Consider the following 13,351-nt stretch of genomic DNA (forward strand, 5'->3'; position numbering starts at 1 on the left):
GCTTTTCACCGGAGACATCCGAACATCAAGAAGATAGGAAGGCGATGTTGGGACTAGCGGTCCAGTGCGCCTCTCAGCGTCGTGTTGAGTGCCTCGAACGCGCGGATGACGGAGTCGAACACGAAGTCAAGCGCCTTTCCGTAACCCTGGCCGAGGCCACCCGTGTCGAACCCCATGGCTTGCAGCGGACCGACGTTTCCACCGAGCTCGTGCGCGTCGGCGATGCGCAGATCGTTGTTCAGAAATAGCGGCGCGAGCCGCTCGTTCTTGTCTTTCCAGCCCGTGGGCTCCTCGGCGCTCCGAAGGGCCGTGACATCCTTTTGCTCGCCCTCGAGGCGCTCGACGAGATTGAGCACTCCCTGAAGAAGCTTGGCGCTTGCCAGGCCGTCTACCTCCTTCGCAGGGCAACCGGCTGCTTTCAGCAGGCGCTTCAGATGCGCGGCGGAGATGCTTTGCCAAGTCTCGTGCAGAACCTTGCACCTGCTCAGAAAGGCCTGCTGCGACATCTCCAATGGGGCGACTTGCGCGAGGCGGCTCAGCTGGGGATATCGATGCCACCAGTTGGTCGTGATCTCGCCGCGAGAGAACTTCAGCACATCGTCGACATTCGCCCCCACCCCGACCGTCGCTCCGAGTTGTACGACGTTGTCGGCGAGGTCAAGCAATTGCTCGACGAGACGCGCAGTCTTGGACGCGATGTGCTCCTCTGCGTGGTCCACTGCCTCGACTCGCCAAGGTGCCACTGCATGCTGGTTGGCGTGCAGGATTTCCCGGTCGGGCTTGGGTTTGTAGAGCTCGCGGATGGGAACTCGAATCAGGTTGCGTCCGATGCGCTCGCACCCAGAGAATGCCCACTGGCCACCGTAGGACGGGTTGCACGAGCCTCGCCGACCCGGCATGGAGTCGAAGTGCTCGTTCTGCTCGTATCTCTCAAGGAACCGGTCGTCCAGGTAGACGATGCTTCCATGCAGCTGAGCGTTCGCCCAAGCATGCGTCACCGGATTTTCGATTCCGGGCCAGGCGAGCCCGTCAGCCCCTCGCTCGGGAGTTTGCTCACAGCTTAGGGCGACAACTGTCGCCCAGACCTGGAGGAGGAGACGCCCCTCGTTCTCACGCAGATCAATCTGATACCAACCGCCTTCTGGCTCCGCGAGGAAGTGGTCCTGGCCGTTCATGAGCTCGCGCAACTCGGGGCCGTCGGCAAGGCTCGCCTGATAGTAGAACGCGCGCGCGCCTACGGCACCGCGTATCCAGAGGTACCTTCTGAGGTACTCGCTGCGCATGCTCCAGCTGACGTTTCTCGATGACTCGAAGTGGTACTGGGCCGAGATCTCACCCTGCGCGACTTCGAAAACCGGCAGGCTGAGATCGTCGTAGACAAGGCGCTGCTGTTCGTTGCCCACGCACCGAGCGCTGAGTCCGAGCGCCATCCAGACCTTTTCGGCCAAGTTGAAACTGAACCTGGAGCCGTCGCCCCAGGCGGCCACAATGTAGTCGTAGCTGGAAACGGAAGGGTCGAACTTGTTCGAGGAACCCTTGGCACCCACGACCGGCACGGAGCTAGCCACGAGCCCTTCGCCGGCTTCATCCAGCACGCCGAGCCCTTCGGCCTCATCCTCCGGCACCACGGCGGTGAGCATGTGCACGCATTCCAGACCAAGCCTCGGAGTTTCCTCCTCGAACATCGATGCCACCTCGACGGGTTGATCTGGGTCGAGGCCGATTGGACGTAGAAGGGCCCGAAGCTTGGCCGGAAGTAGGCGCGCGGGGATCGGAAATTCGGCGAGATAGTTGATTGGCATTCGAGATGTCGCTAGAGGGTCGGCGTCCGCGACTAGGAATTGGAGCTGTCGACGACGTCGTCGGGCGCGTCATCTTCTGCCGTCGGTGCGCCGAGCAACGGCGTCGTGATTTCGAAATCCGACGGGTTGCGGGTCGAGAGTCGGGACGAGGGCGGAATGGCCAGACGCCGAGGCGGCCGCTTGGCGACGCGTTCGATCTCACTCAGGGGGTGTGCCTGGAAATGCTGGCGGAACGTCTTCTTGAGGGCGGTACTGTTAGTACTAGCAACCAAGCGCCCCAGTTCGTCACCTTCGACAACCCGAAAGTCGTAGCGCCTCACGCGCGCCGCTTCGTCCGCGATTAGCCCACGGGCCCGCTCCGACAGTACGCCGCTGGTCCAGTACTCGAAGACTTGCCTGCACTCGCGCCACTGCCAAGTGGCCTGAGGTGAACGTCGCATCACTGGGATACGCTCTTTTAGCCAGACCTCGACCATCTCGTCAGGGACGGTGCCGCCGGGCTTGTAGCCCTTGCACTCGATGAATCGGACGGACTGGTTGGCGTGATAGACCAGAACGTCGACCTCGGCCTGGCCGCCGGCGTCATCCTTGAGAATCTCGTTGAGGTCGATCGACGTGTGCGGGTCACGCTGACGCACGAGGTCAGCGACGATGTACTCGAATAGAGCGCCTCGCAGGTTGGTGGCAGCGCCCTCGATGTGGCTGAGCTTGTCGAAGACAGCCGCGACCCTATCGAACGAGTCCGGGCGCAGGTATGCGTCCTTGAGGATGTCGGTCAGCTCTCGAAGAGCCTTGGCGACCTCGAGCCCAAACAGGCTCGTCGTGGTCGCCGGAACGACACCGCTCTCCCTCGCAAGCGCGAAGGCCTCCGGCGTGTAGCCATCCGCTACAAAGACCTGCATGCAGCGGCCCACCTTCGCAAGCGCCCGCAGCGAGGTGCATTTATTGATGAACGGCTGGAGCTCGTGTGCGGCGACGTTGACCCCGAGCAGCACGTCGCAGACGAGATAGCCAGGCTTTTTCTTGTTGGCGGCCTTGTCCCACTGCGTGAGCGGGCCAAGGTAGGAGGCGCCGGTCAGATCCCAGTTGAAGGTGCCCACCCGCGGCTGACCACCGTCCGTGGCACGGAGTGCCACGGTGTTGTAGCTCACGAGCGCCAGGTTCCGGGCCCAGTCCTTGACGGCGCTGAGTAGCACAGCCTCTGTGTTCAGGCGTGCGCGCAGACGGTTGAGCTCCCACGGCGTTGCCTCGACAGTCTGAGCCAGCTCGATGCATTCACCGATCCCCGGGGCGTCGAAGCACGTCACCAATTGAGCACTCTTGAGGCGGTCAAGGACGCCTTGGGCCGGGATGTGGCCCTTCTGGGCGATGGGGGCGCCACACGCGATAAGAAAGTGCCTGACCGGCATGACGCCGCCACGGGCCATGAGGGCGGCAAGACCGCCGCCGTACGACGCGCTGTGCTGTAGAAGGCGCTTGACGAGCTCGTGCCAGAACTCCGGCGAGGCGTAGTCGCTCTGCAGGTAGACGAAGCGCGCCCCTCGAGGGAACACAAGGTGGGCGAGCTTCTTGATCTCCGTCGAGCGCGAGACGCGCTGCCGGGCCGTCGCAGGCGCCACACCTTCCTTGACCAAAGCGGCGACAAGCTCCGTGCTCAAGCATGGTCGGAGGGTCTGGAGCAGGCAAGTAAGCGAGTCAGCCATGGGATGCGAGTGCCTACGATGTCACACTGCGCTATTTATAACACTTAACTACGTGGTCTTTCCTAAAACGCAAGTCCCAGCGAGAGCCCGTGGAAACATGGGGTCTGGCGGAGTGATCAAACGGCCTGCTCCGCCAATGATGTCACAGTGGTGGTTTCGTGGGTCGGCAGGGAAGGCCCGGGAATGCGCTTGGTCGATCTCGTCAGGACAGCTCACGTCATGCGCATGCGAGCCTGAGCATACGGGCCTGCCGCCGCTTGGAGCGCAGAGTCCTTTTCGATGCAGAGTGCCGCCAGCGCGCGCACAGAAGGATCGGCGCCAACCGTTAAATTCCCAAATTCCCTCCGTTTCGAAAGTCCGGTTTTGAGCGTCGAGATCGATCATGCGAATTTCGCCTTTGGGTCGCGTGCCGCCGGTTGCGGCGGGCACGAGGCAGCGCCAAGCGACATGAAAAACGTGAGTCGGCATCCGACCAGTTTCTGACATTTGATATATCGCGTAGTCAGACATTGGATCGACCGTTACCCTTCGGGAGGCCACCTAAGCCGCAGTGCGACCGAACGTCATCCCAAAAAAGCCCGGCTATGCCGGGCATTTGTACTAGTCGCATCAGAAGATACTGGCGGAGTAAACGCGTTACCCTCGGCCCCGTGAGCTGCTAGTTCGTAGAGACTTTCACATCAACAGAGGAGACAGCACCGAGGATGACCGCGGTTCTCACAAACGTCCTCACGGACAACTTTGTGAGAATTCGGCCATCTATTCTGAGAAACAACAACCCGTGGCAGCCCGGTTTATTTCTGCTAATATGCGAAACAGCTACATTTCATATAAATAGGGCAACATGGGAATCATCAAAATCTCCGAGTCGATGCACGACTCCCTGCGCCGCACCAGTGGCGCGCTGAGCCGCTCGATCAATGCGCAGGCCGAGCACTGGCTGCGCGTGGGCATGCTGGCCGAACTGAATCCGACGCTGAGCTACGGCGAGATCTGCCAGATGCTGCTGCGCGCGGAGGTCCAGCAGGCGCCCGACGAAACTTCACTGCCGCAGGTGGCGTGATGGCGCGCGCTCCGAAAATCACGCTCCGCTCGAAGGCGGAAATCGCGCAATCGCGCGTGGCGGGCAAGCTCGCGGCCGAGGTGCTGCAGATGATCGGCGAGCACGTGAAGCCCGGCGTCACCACCGACGAACTCGATACGCTGTGCCGCGAGTACATCGTCAACGTGCAGAAGGCGACGCCCGCCAACATCGGCTATCACGGCTTCCCGAAGACGATCTGCGCCTCGGTCAACCATGTGGTCTGCCACGGCATCCCCTCGGCGCACGTGCTCGAGGACGGCGACATCATCAATATCGACGTCGCGGTGATCAAGGACGGCTGGTTCGGCGACACGAGCCGCATGTACTACGTCGGCGAACCCGCGCCCGCCGCCCGGCACCTGGTGGACACCACCTACGAGGCGATGCGCGCCGGGATCCTCGCCGTCAGGCCGGGCGCGACGCTCGGCGATGTCGGCCATGCCATCCAGAGCGTGGCGCATGCGGCCGGCTACAGCGTGGTGCGCGAGTATTGCGGGCACGGCATCGGCACCGTCTATCACGACGAGCCGCAGGTGCTCCATTACGGCCGGCCCGGCATCGGGCTCAAGCTGGTGCCGGGCATGATCTTCACCATCGAGCCGATGCTCAATGCCGGCAAGGCGGAAACCAAGCAGCTCTCGGACGGCTGGACCGTCGTGACGCGCGACCGCTCGCTGTCGGCGCAATGGGAGCACATGGTGGTCGTGACCGAGCACGGTTTCGAGGTGCTGACGCCCTGGCCGGAAGGCACCGGCAGCTACGCGTCGATCGGCGCGGCGCAGGGTTCGGAATCGGCTTCGGCGGCCTGATTCTGGCGGCGGCTGCCGCATCGAGCATCAGCGGCAAGGCAAGGGCCGCCGCGCGCCTATCATGGCGCGCGGCGGCCTCGACGTTTCAGGCGGCCGGATCCGGCTCGCCGAGCCAGCGGTACATCACGAGGCAGTCGACCAGGCCGAGCCTGGCATGGCGATAGGCGCGCGGCAGCGTGCCCACCACCTCGAATCCCATCTTCTTCCACAGCGCGACGGCAACCTCGTTGGTCGCGACCACCGAATTGAATTGCATCGCCAGGAAGCCTGCCTCGCGCGCCACCTGCAGCGAGTGCTCGCACATGCGCTGCGCGACGCCCTTGCCGCGCGCGGCGGGCGCCACCATGTAGCCGCAATTGCAGACGTGATTGCCTGGGCCGGCGGCGTTCGGCTTCAGGTAGTAGGAGCCGAGCAGCTCGCCGTCCTGCTCGGCGACGAAGGTGTGGAGCGGCAGGTCGACCCAGAGCGCGCGCGCCGCCTCCCTGGTGATGGCCGGGTCGTAGGCGTAGGTTTCCTGCGCGGCGGCGATGGCCTGGAAGGTCGGCCAGAAGCGGTCGAAATCGTCGGGGGTGAGGGGGCGGAGGGTGATCATCGGCGGCTCGGTAACGGGCAGGCGAATGATTCTAGCTTGATGCCGGAGCGAGATCGCCCGTGCGGCACGAGATCGCCGTTGAAGCCATCGATCCAGCGGCCTGCAAGGCTGGAATCATGACATTCGGTCCGCTTTCGATGAAACACGATGCGCCCCCCGCACCCTACTTCAACCCGCCTCGCCCTCGTCCTTCGCCGTCTCCCTGAGCTGCGACACCGCCACCAGCGACAGCAGCACGCAAACCGCCACGTACCAGGCCGGCGCGAGCCGGTTGCCGGTCACGCGCACCAACCAGGTGGCGACCAACTGCGCCGTGCCGCCGAAGATCGTGACCGCCAGCGCATAGGCGATCGAAATGCCCGTCGCGCGGATCCGGCGCGGGAACGATTCGCACATCAGCGCGAACTCCGAGGCCGAGCCCATCGAGAAGAACAGCAGCATCAGCGAGGTCAGCGGCATCACCACCGACAGCGTCGGATAGCGATTCATCAGCATGAAGGCCGGAAACAGCAGCAGCACCAGCGTGCCGCGCCCGACGAAGATCGGCAGCTTGCGGCTGCCCACCTTGTCGGAGAGCCAGCCGAACACCGGGCACATCACCAGGATCACGCAGCTCGACGCCACGCCGACGAACATCGACAGCTTCATCGGCAGGCCCAGCGTGTGGATCGCATAGGTCGGCATGTAGAACGTCAGGATGTAGGTGGAGACCGTGCCGCCCATCACCGTCAGCGTGATCAGCAGCACCGTGCGCGCGTGTTGCGCGAACAGCTCGCGCAACACGCCGCCGTCGATCGCGTGCGAGGCCGCGCCGGGCTCCTCGGCGAGCCGGCGGCGCAGCAGCATGCCGACCGGCGCGATCGACAGGCCGACCACGAAGGGAATGCGCCAGCCCCAGCTCTCCAGCGCGTCCTTGGTCAGCACATTCGACAGCAACGCCGCGAGCCCGGAGCCCATCAAGGCCGCGCCGCCTTGCGTGGCAAGCTGCCAGCTCGCGCGGAAACCGCGCTTCGCCCGATCGCCCTGTTCCAGCAGGGTGGAGGTGGCCGCGCCGAATTCGCCGCCTTGCGAAAAGCCCTGCAGCAACCGCGCGAACACGATGATGAGCGGCGCGAACACGCCGATCTGCGCGTAGGTGGGCGCGATCGCGATCAAGCCCGTGCCGATCGCCATCAGCATGATGGTGAGGTTCAGCGCCGCCTTGCGGCCGCGCCGGTCGGCATAGACGCCGAGCAGCACGCTGCCGAGCGGCCGCGTGAAGAAGCCGGCCGCGAAGGTCGCCACCGACAGCAGCAGCGAGGTGGTCGCGTCGCCGGCCGGGAAATACAGCTTGCCGATCAGGACCGCGAAGAATCCATACACGGTGAAATCGAAGAACTCGAGCCAGTTGCCGATCACGGCCGCCACCACGGCGCCGCGCGCGGACAGCCGGGCGGGCGCGGCGGCGTCCGGTGTTTCGTCGATGCGAAGCGTCAGTTGCTCGTCGCGCATGCGGCTTCTCCCTTGCTTGATGGTTGGAAACGGGCTCGATGGATCACGCGGGGCGATGCGTCGCCGCGCTCGCGGCGACGCAGGGCGCCGGCGCAATCTCAGCGCGACAGATAACGCTCGACGAGCCGCGTCCAGAAGGCCGCGCCGATCGGCAGGTTGTGATCGTTGAAGTCGTAATGCGGGTTGTGGACCATGCAGCCGTCCTCGCCCACGCCGTTGCCGAGCCGCACGAAGGAACCCGGGCGCTGCTGCAGCATGTAGGCGAAATCCTCGCTGCCCATCAGCGGGTCGGTCTGCTCGACGACGTTGGCCTCGCCCACCAGTTCCTTGGCGACCTGCGCCGCGAAATCGGTTTCCTCGTCCGAGTTGACCACCACGGGATAACCGTCGACATAGTCGACGGTGGCCTTGGCGCCATAGCTGGCCGCCTGCGCCTCGGCGATCTCGGTGATCCGGCGTTTCAGTTGCGCGCGCACCGTTTCGCTGAACGAACGCACGCTCAGCTCGAGCCGCGCGCGCTGCGGGATCACGTTGTTGACGGTGCCCGCGTGCATGGTGCCGATGGTGACCACCGCGGCTTGCGAGGGATCGAGGTTGCGCGAGACGATGGTCTGCAGGGCCATCACGATGCTGGCCGCGACCACCACCGTGTCGACCGCCAGGTGCGGGCGCGCCGCGTGGCCGCCCACGCCCTCGATCTCGATCACGGCGCGATCGCCCGCTGCCATGAACGGCCCGCGCCGCATCAGGAACTTGCCCGGCTCCGCGCCGGGATGGTTGTGCATGCCGAACACGGCGTCGCAGGGGAAGCGTTCGAACAGGCCGTCGGCGATCATGCGCTGGGCGCCGCTGTCCACGCCCTTTTCCTCGGCCGGCTGGAAGTACAGGTGCACCGTGCCCGAGAAGTTGCGGGTGCGCGCCAGATGGCGGGCGGCGCCGAGCAGCATGGTGGTATGGCCGTCGTGGCCGCAGGCGTGCATCTTGCCGTGCGTCTCGCTCGCGTAGGGCAGGCCGGTGGCTTCCAGGATCGGCAGCGCGTCCATGTCGGCGCGGATGCCGATCCGGCGCCGGCCCTCGCCCACCGTCAGCGTGCCGACCACGCCCGTCTCGCCCACCCCGCGCGTGACCTGCCAGCCCCAGCTTTCGAGCTTGTCGGCGACCAGCGCCGCCGTCGCCACCTCCTCGAAGGCCAGTTCGGGATGGCGGTGGATGTGGTGGCGGATGTCGAGCAGGTCGGGAACGTCGTCGGCGAGATCGGGGATTTCGGTGTAGCGGGCGGCGGTGGCGGTGGCGGTCATCAGGGGCTCCGGGGCGCGGTGCGCCGGGTGGGGGTCGATGGCGCGCACTATAGCCAGCCAAATCCCGCTGTATAAGATGCGGGATTTTTCACCGTGATTAGTAAAAGTTATCGCTCCTTCCAGCGAATCACGATGGCCTTCATTCCTCCTTGACCTTCCCACCATGGCAAGCTTGACGATATCCCCCGTGACGAGCCCCGCGGGCACACAACCTGCGCGCCGGCCTCGCACACTTCGCCATTCCCCAGTCAAAGTGAGAAGCCAGATGACATTCCGACATGCACTCCGCTCCATCCTGCCGCTCGCGGCAGCCGTCTCCCTGCTGGGCGCGCCGGCTTTCGCCAGCGCGCAACAAGGCGCCGCTCCCGCCATGCAAGGCATGCAGGGCATGAAGATGTCCGCGCCGAACGACGGCGCGGCCGGCTCCACCGCCGCCTTCCAGGGCGCCGACCAGAAGATGATGCAGGGCATGAGCGCGCCGCCCTACACGGGCGACGCCGACAAGGATTTCGTCGCCCACATGATTCCGCATCACCAGGGCGCGATCGACATGGCCGAGGTGGAACTGCGCTACGGCAAGGATCCCGCGATGAAGAAGCTCGCGGCCGGGATCGTCGCCGCCCAGCGCACCGAGATCCGCACCATGAAGCAGTGGCAGCAGGCGCATTGAGCACCCTCGCGCCATGCCACAAAGGCATGGCGCGAATCGTTTTTCCGTATTGGCGCGCATGAGCCGCCTCTGGGATGCTTGAGCCATACGAAACGGCGCCCGCCAGCAGTGACACACGCGGCGGGCGCCGGCCCCAAGCCCACCCAAGGAGCGCACCATGCCCAACCTCCCCGTCAAACGCGTCGCCGTGACCGGCGCGGCCGGCCAGATCGCTTATTCGCTGCTGTTTCGCATCGCCAACGGCGACCTGCTCGGCAAGCAGCAGCCCGTGATCCTCCAGTTGCTGGAACTGCCCCAGGCGATGGCCGCCCTGCGCGGCGTGGTGATGGAGCTGGAGGATTGCGCCTTCCCGCTGCTGGCCGGCATCGAGATCAGCGACGATCCGCGCCAGGCCTTCCGCGATGCCGACTACGCGCTGCTGGTCGGCTCGCGCCCGCGCGGCAAGGGCATGGAGCGGCGCGACCTGCTGGCCGCCAACGCCGCGATCTTCCGCACCCAGGGCGAGGCGCTCAACGAGGTCGCGCAGCGCTCGGTCAAGGCGCTGGTGGTGGGCAATCCCGCCAACACCAACGCCTGGGTCGCGCGCCGCTTCGCCCCGGACCTGCCGCCCGACGCCATCACCGCGATGATCCGGCTCGACCACAATCGCGCCGCCTCGCAGCTCGCGGCGCGCTGCGGCGTCGAGGTCGGCGCGATCACGCAACTGGCCGTCTGGGGCAATCACTCGCCCACCATGTATGCCGATTACCGGCACGCGCTCGCCGACGGCCAGCCGCTGCCGGCCAGGATCGACGACGAAGCCTGGATCCGCGAGGTCTTCATCCCCGAGGTGGCGCGCCGCGGCACCGCCATCATCGAGGCGCGCGGCGCCTCGTCGGCCGCTTCGGCCGCGAACGCGGCGATCGACCAGATGCGCGACTGGGTGCTGGGCAGCGACGGCCGCTGGGTCTCGATGAGCATCGTCTCGAGCGGCGAATACGGCATCCCGGCCGGGCTCGTCTACGGCATGCCGGTGACCTGCGAGGCAGGCAGCTACCGCGTGGTGAACGGCATCGAGATCGACGCCTTCGCGCGCGAGCGCATCGACGCCTCGGCCCGCGAGCTGATGGACGAAATGACGGCCGTGCGCGAGATCCTCGGCCCCGGCGCCTGATTCGGGCGGCCCGGCGGGAGCCTCGAGTCGGAAAGGATCGCCGCCGAGCAACGCATGCCGCAAGTCAGCCTAACGCGAGACGCGTTCGCGAGCTGCGTGCCGACCTGCTGTGAATTTCTAGGAAAGCTTGCGGGCGCAACGATCTCGGCCTCGCGCCGCGCATCGCCGCCGCCCCCGCTGCCCTCGTTGCATCACGACGGCTCGCGCCGCGTCGCGCCGCCGCCCGCGCCCGGGCCCGGGCCGCCCGGCAAGGCGCCGAACATGTGCTGGTTGCACTTCGCCTCGCGCCACGCGGCCGACAGACGATGCCCCGCCAGGATCCGCCGCGCCACCGGCAGGATCTGCTCCCCCGCCAACATCCCCAGCAGCCCCAGCAGCGCGATCACGGGCGGCGCCGGCGAAGCCACGCCGATTGCGCCATACACCACGCCGGCCAGCAGGCCGGCAAGCAGGGACAACACATAAGCCTTCATCGGACCGCTCCTTTTCACGAGATGCCGGCGCTCGCCGTGGCACGGCCGGACGTCCGCAAGACTAGCCGGTTCGCATCAAGAAAAAAAGCGTGGAGCGGCACTTTCGAGGGGCGGTTTTTGGAATCGAAGCCATTCCGTTTTTTGGATTTCTTGGCGCCGCGATTGCGTGTCAAATGATTGCCGCCGGATCGTGCCCCGTTCCGGCGCCCTGCCACGTGCACGGTTTCTCCGGTCGCGCCATCCGGCTGCGCCGCTCTCCTCTCCCAATCGAAGGACGCCACGTCATGAGCGATTCGAAGCTTGAAGTTCTCACGCCGCAAAACAGCCAACTGATCATCATCGACCAGCAGCCGCAAATGGCCTTCGGCGTCCAGTCGATCGACCGCCAGACGCTGAAGAACAACGTCGTCGCGCTGGCCAAGGCCGCCAAGGTCTTCAAGGTGCCCACCACCATCACCACCGTCGAGAGCGAAAGCTTCTCCGGCTACACCTATCCCGAGCTGCTCGACGTGTTCCCGGGCCAGCAAGTGCTCGAACGCACCTCGATGAACTCCTGGGACGACCAGAAGGTGCGCGACGCGCTGGCCGCGAACGGCCGCAAGAAGGTGGTCGTGTCGGGGCTGTGGACCGAGGTCTGCAACACCACCTTCGCGCTGTGCGCGATGCTCGAAGGCGGCTACGAGATCTACATGGTCGCGGACGCATCGGGCGGCACCTCGCAGGATGCGCACGACTACGCGATGCAGCGGATGATCCAGGCCGGCGTGATCCCCGTCACCTGGCAGCAGGTGATGCTCGAATGGCAACGCGACTGGGCGCGCCGCGACAGCTACGACGCCGTGATGGCGATCGCCAAGGAGCACTCGGGCGCCTACGGCCTCGGCGTCGACTACGCCTACACGATGGTGCACAAGGCCGCGCAGCGCACGGCCGGACAGCACGAGATCCTCGCGGCGGTGCCGGCGAAATAAGCCCGGGGCCGGTCGGGCAGGCCTCACGCGATTCGCACGCGGCCTGCCGGCATCGGCTCATTGCTCGGACAGCGCCCACGGCGCATGCGCCAGGTGTTCGACGAGGAAATCGAGCAGCACCGTGACGCGCGCGGCACGCAGCATGCCGGGCGGCGTCACCAGGTTGACGTTGATATCGGCGATGCGCCAGTCGCACATGACGCGCTCCAGCGCGCCGCTCTTCAGCGCATCCCAGACCAGGAACTCCGGCTGCAGGGCGAGGCCCTGCCCGGCCAGCAGCGCGGGCAGGATCACGTCGGCGTTGTTGGTGCGCATGCGGCCGCGCACCGGCACGGCGAACTCCTGGTCGGAATCGACATGCCGGAAGCGCCAGTAATCGGGCGAGGGCAGGTTGGTGTAGATCATGCTGACGTGCCGATCGAGATCGCGCGGATGCTCGGGGCGGCCATGCCGCTCCAGGTACTCGGGCGAGGCGACCAGCGGGCGATGCACCGCGCAGAGGCGTCGCGCGCGCAGCGAGGAATCGCTGAGATCGGCGATGCGGATCGCGACGTCGCAGCCGCTGGAAACGATGTCGATGATCTGGTCGGTCAGCACGAGGTCGACGTCGACGCCGGGATAGCGCTCGAGAAAGGCCGGCAGCAGCGGCGAGAGATGGCGCAGCCCGAACGACATCGGCGCGTTCAGGCGCACCGTGCCGTGAGGCTCCAGCGCCTGCGCCGAGGCTTCGTTCTCGATCATCTCGGCATCGGCGAGCAACTGGACCGCGCGATCGCGCAGCAGCTCGCCGGTAGGCGTGAGCGAGAGCTTGCGCGAGGTGCGGTACAGCAGCATGGTGCCGAGGCGCTGCTCGAGGCGCGCGATCGCCTTCGAGACGGTCGGTTGCGAGATGCCCAGCAGGTTGGCGGTCTTCGCGAACGAACCGGTCTCGACGACACGCGCGAAGATGGCCCAGGCTTCGAGATCAGGAAGAGCTTGCATGTGCGGGTGGGGAGTGAAGGTCCCGCGCGCCTGGTTCGACGCTAAGGATAGTTAAACGATGTGTACCCGTCGATCGCGTGATCGGCGACGCGGATCCGGACACGACGCTCCGGATTCTAATTCGATCGAGAGGCTGAGCGCATGAAATCTTATTGGGTATCGCTCGCGGCGGGCGCATTGATCGGCGTGATCTACAGCGCGATCCGCGTGCGCTCGCCGGCGCCGCCGCTGATCGCCCTGGTCGGCCTGCTCGGCATGCTGATCGGCGCGCAGGCCGTGCCCTCGCTGCGGCTGTGGCTCGGCTTCTAGCCCACCTTCCCACTC

General features: G+C 65.9%; 13 protein-coding genes. 6 read left to right on the top strand and 7 right to left on the bottom strand.

The window, feature by feature from the left end; all coding sequences use genetic code 11:
• Positions 1 to 53 precede the first annotated feature (53 nt).
• Together BM43_RS12915 and BM43_RS12920 are read right to left on the bottom strand one after the other, a co-directional pair.
• Entirely contained in the window at positions 54 to 1,802 is a 1,749-nt protein-coding gene (locus BM43_RS12915; RefSeq protein ID WP_035983573.1) for a hypothetical protein, read from the bottom strand.
• A 32-nt stretch (positions 1,803 to 1,834) separates the two neighbouring features.
• On the bottom strand, positions 1,835 to 3,460 hold the full coding sequence (locus tag BM43_RS12920) for a hypothetical protein (RefSeq protein ID WP_230676391.1): 1,626 nt from the start codon (positions 3,458 to 3,460) through the stop codon (positions 1,835 to 1,837).
• Between the two features lie 889 nt (positions 3,461 to 4,349).
• Here BM43_RS12920 and BM43_RS12925 point away from each other — a divergent pair.
• Positions 4,350 to 4,568 (top strand): ParD-like family protein, encoded by a 219-nt coding sequence (locus BM43_RS12925; protein WP_013691499.1) that lies wholly within the window; start codon positions 4,350 to 4,352, stop codon positions 4,566 to 4,568.
• Positions 4,568 to 5,398, top strand: coding sequence for a type I methionyl aminopeptidase (gene map / locus BM43_RS12930; RefSeq protein ID WP_013691500.1), 831 nt, complete (start codon positions 4,568 to 4,570; stop codon positions 5,396 to 5,398). The genes BM43_RS12925 and map overlap by 1 nt, the downstream gene beginning before the upstream one ends.
• Before the next feature lie 85 nt (positions 5,399 to 5,483).
• On the opposite strand, the gene BM43_RS12935 is transcribed toward map, so the two are convergent.
• The 3 genes from BM43_RS12935 to BM43_RS12945 all read right to left on the bottom strand — a co-directional run bounded on the left by BM43_RS12935 (position 5,484) and on the right by BM43_RS12945 (position 8,779).
• Entirely contained in the window at positions 5,484 to 5,990 is a 507-nt protein-coding gene (locus BM43_RS12935) for a GNAT family N-acetyltransferase (protein ID WP_036055314.1), read from the bottom strand.
• A 168-nt stretch (positions 5,991 to 6,158) separates the two neighbouring features.
• Entirely contained in the window at positions 6,159 to 7,481 is a 1,323-nt protein-coding gene (locus tag BM43_RS12940) for an MFS transporter (RefSeq protein ID WP_036055313.1), read from the bottom strand.
• Between the two features lie 98 nt (positions 7,482 to 7,579).
• A complete protein-coding gene (locus BM43_RS12945; protein ID WP_036055312.1) occupies positions 7,580 to 8,779 on the bottom strand; it encodes a M20 aminoacylase family protein in 1,200 nt (399 codons plus the stop codon).
• Between the two features lie 265 nt (positions 8,780 to 9,044).
• On the opposite strand from BM43_RS12945, the gene copM reads away from it, so the two are divergent.
• On the top strand, positions 9,045 to 9,449 hold the full coding sequence (copM, locus tag BM43_RS12950) for a CopM family metallochaperone (RefSeq protein WP_036030391.1): 405 nt from the start codon (positions 9,045 to 9,047) through the stop codon (positions 9,447 to 9,449).
• Positions 9,450 to 9,606: 157 nt separating this feature from the next.
• A complete protein-coding gene (locus tag BM43_RS12955) occupies positions 9,607 to 10,602 on the top strand; it encodes a malate dehydrogenase (protein ID WP_036055311.1) in 996 nt (331 codons plus the stop codon).
• 191 nt (positions 10,603 to 10,793) lie between these two features.
• Here BM43_RS12955 and BM43_RS12960 read toward each other — a convergent pair whose 3' ends face one another.
• Complete coding sequence (locus BM43_RS12960; protein WP_036055310.1) at positions 10,794 to 11,075, bottom strand: DUF1427 family protein; 282 nt, start codon at positions 11,073 to 11,075, stop codon at positions 10,794 to 10,796.
• Positions 11,076 to 11,359: 284 nt separating this feature from the next.
• Here BM43_RS12960 and BM43_RS12965 point away from each other — a divergent pair, with 284 nt between their 5' ends.
• Entirely contained in the window at positions 11,360 to 12,046 is a 687-nt protein-coding gene (locus BM43_RS12965; protein ID WP_025100739.1) for a hydrolase, read from the top strand.
• 57 nt (positions 12,047 to 12,103) lie between these two features.
• Here the strand turns inward: BM43_RS12965 and BM43_RS12970 are convergent, their stop codons facing one another.
• Positions 12,104 to 13,027: a LysR family transcriptional regulator gene (locus BM43_RS12970; protein ID WP_025100738.1), complete on the bottom strand. Its 924-nt coding sequence runs from the start codon at positions 13,025 to 13,027 to the stop codon at positions 12,104 to 12,106.
• 141 nt (positions 13,028 to 13,168) lie between these two features.
• On the opposite strand from BM43_RS12970, the gene BM43_RS12975 reads away from it, so the two are divergent.
• Entirely contained in the window at positions 13,169 to 13,336 is a 168-nt protein-coding gene (locus BM43_RS12975) for a DUF1427 family protein (protein WP_013691509.1), read from the top strand.
• The last annotated feature ends 15 nt before the right edge of the window (positions 13,337 to 13,351 follow it).

The organism is Burkholderia gladioli, from assembly GCF_000959725.1.
GTDB lineage: Bacteria > Pseudomonadota > Gammaproteobacteria > Burkholderiales > Burkholderiaceae > Burkholderia > Burkholderia gladioli.

Excerpts from the sequence above, each read along its gene's own strand:
- BM43_RS12915 (WP_035983573.1), bottom strand. The coding sequence starts at position 1,802 with ATGCCAATCAACTATCTCGCCGAATTTCCGATCCCCGCGCGCCTACTT.
- BM43_RS12925 (WP_013691499.1), top strand. The coding sequence starts at position 4,350 with ATGGGAATCATCAAAATCTCCGAGTCGATGCACGACTCCCTGCGCCGC.
- map (WP_013691500.1), top strand. The coding sequence starts at position 4,568 with ATGGCGCGCGCTCCGAAAATCACGCTCCGCTCGAAGGCGGAAATCGCG.
- BM43_RS12935 (WP_036055314.1), bottom strand. The coding sequence starts at position 5,990 with ATGATCACCCTCCGCCCCCTCACCCCCGACGATTTCGACCGCTTCTGG.
- BM43_RS12940 (WP_036055313.1), bottom strand. The coding sequence starts at position 7,481 with ATGCGCGACGAGCAACTGACGCTTCGCATCGACGAAACACCGGACGCC.
- BM43_RS12945 (WP_036055312.1), bottom strand. The coding sequence starts at position 8,779 with ATGACCGCCACCGCCACCGCCGCCCGCTACACCGAAATCCCCGATCTC.
- copM (WP_036030391.1), top strand. The coding sequence starts at position 9,045 with ATGACATTCCGACATGCACTCCGCTCCATCCTGCCGCTCGCGGCAGCC.
- BM43_RS12955 (WP_036055311.1), top strand. The coding sequence starts at position 9,607 with ATGCCCAACCTCCCCGTCAAACGCGTCGCCGTGACCGGCGCGGCCGGC.
- BM43_RS12960 (WP_036055310.1), bottom strand. The coding sequence starts at position 11,075 with ATGAAGGCTTATGTGTTGTCCCTGCTTGCCGGCCTGCTGGCCGGCGTG.
- BM43_RS12965 (WP_025100739.1), top strand. The coding sequence starts at position 11,360 with ATGAGCGATTCGAAGCTTGAAGTTCTCACGCCGCAAAACAGCCAACTG.
- BM43_RS12970 (WP_025100738.1), bottom strand. The coding sequence starts at position 13,027 with ATGCAAGCTCTTCCTGATCTCGAAGCCTGGGCCATCTTCGCGCGTGTC.
- BM43_RS12975 (WP_013691509.1), top strand. The coding sequence starts at position 13,169 with ATGAAATCTTATTGGGTATCGCTCGCGGCGGGCGCATTGATCGGCGTG.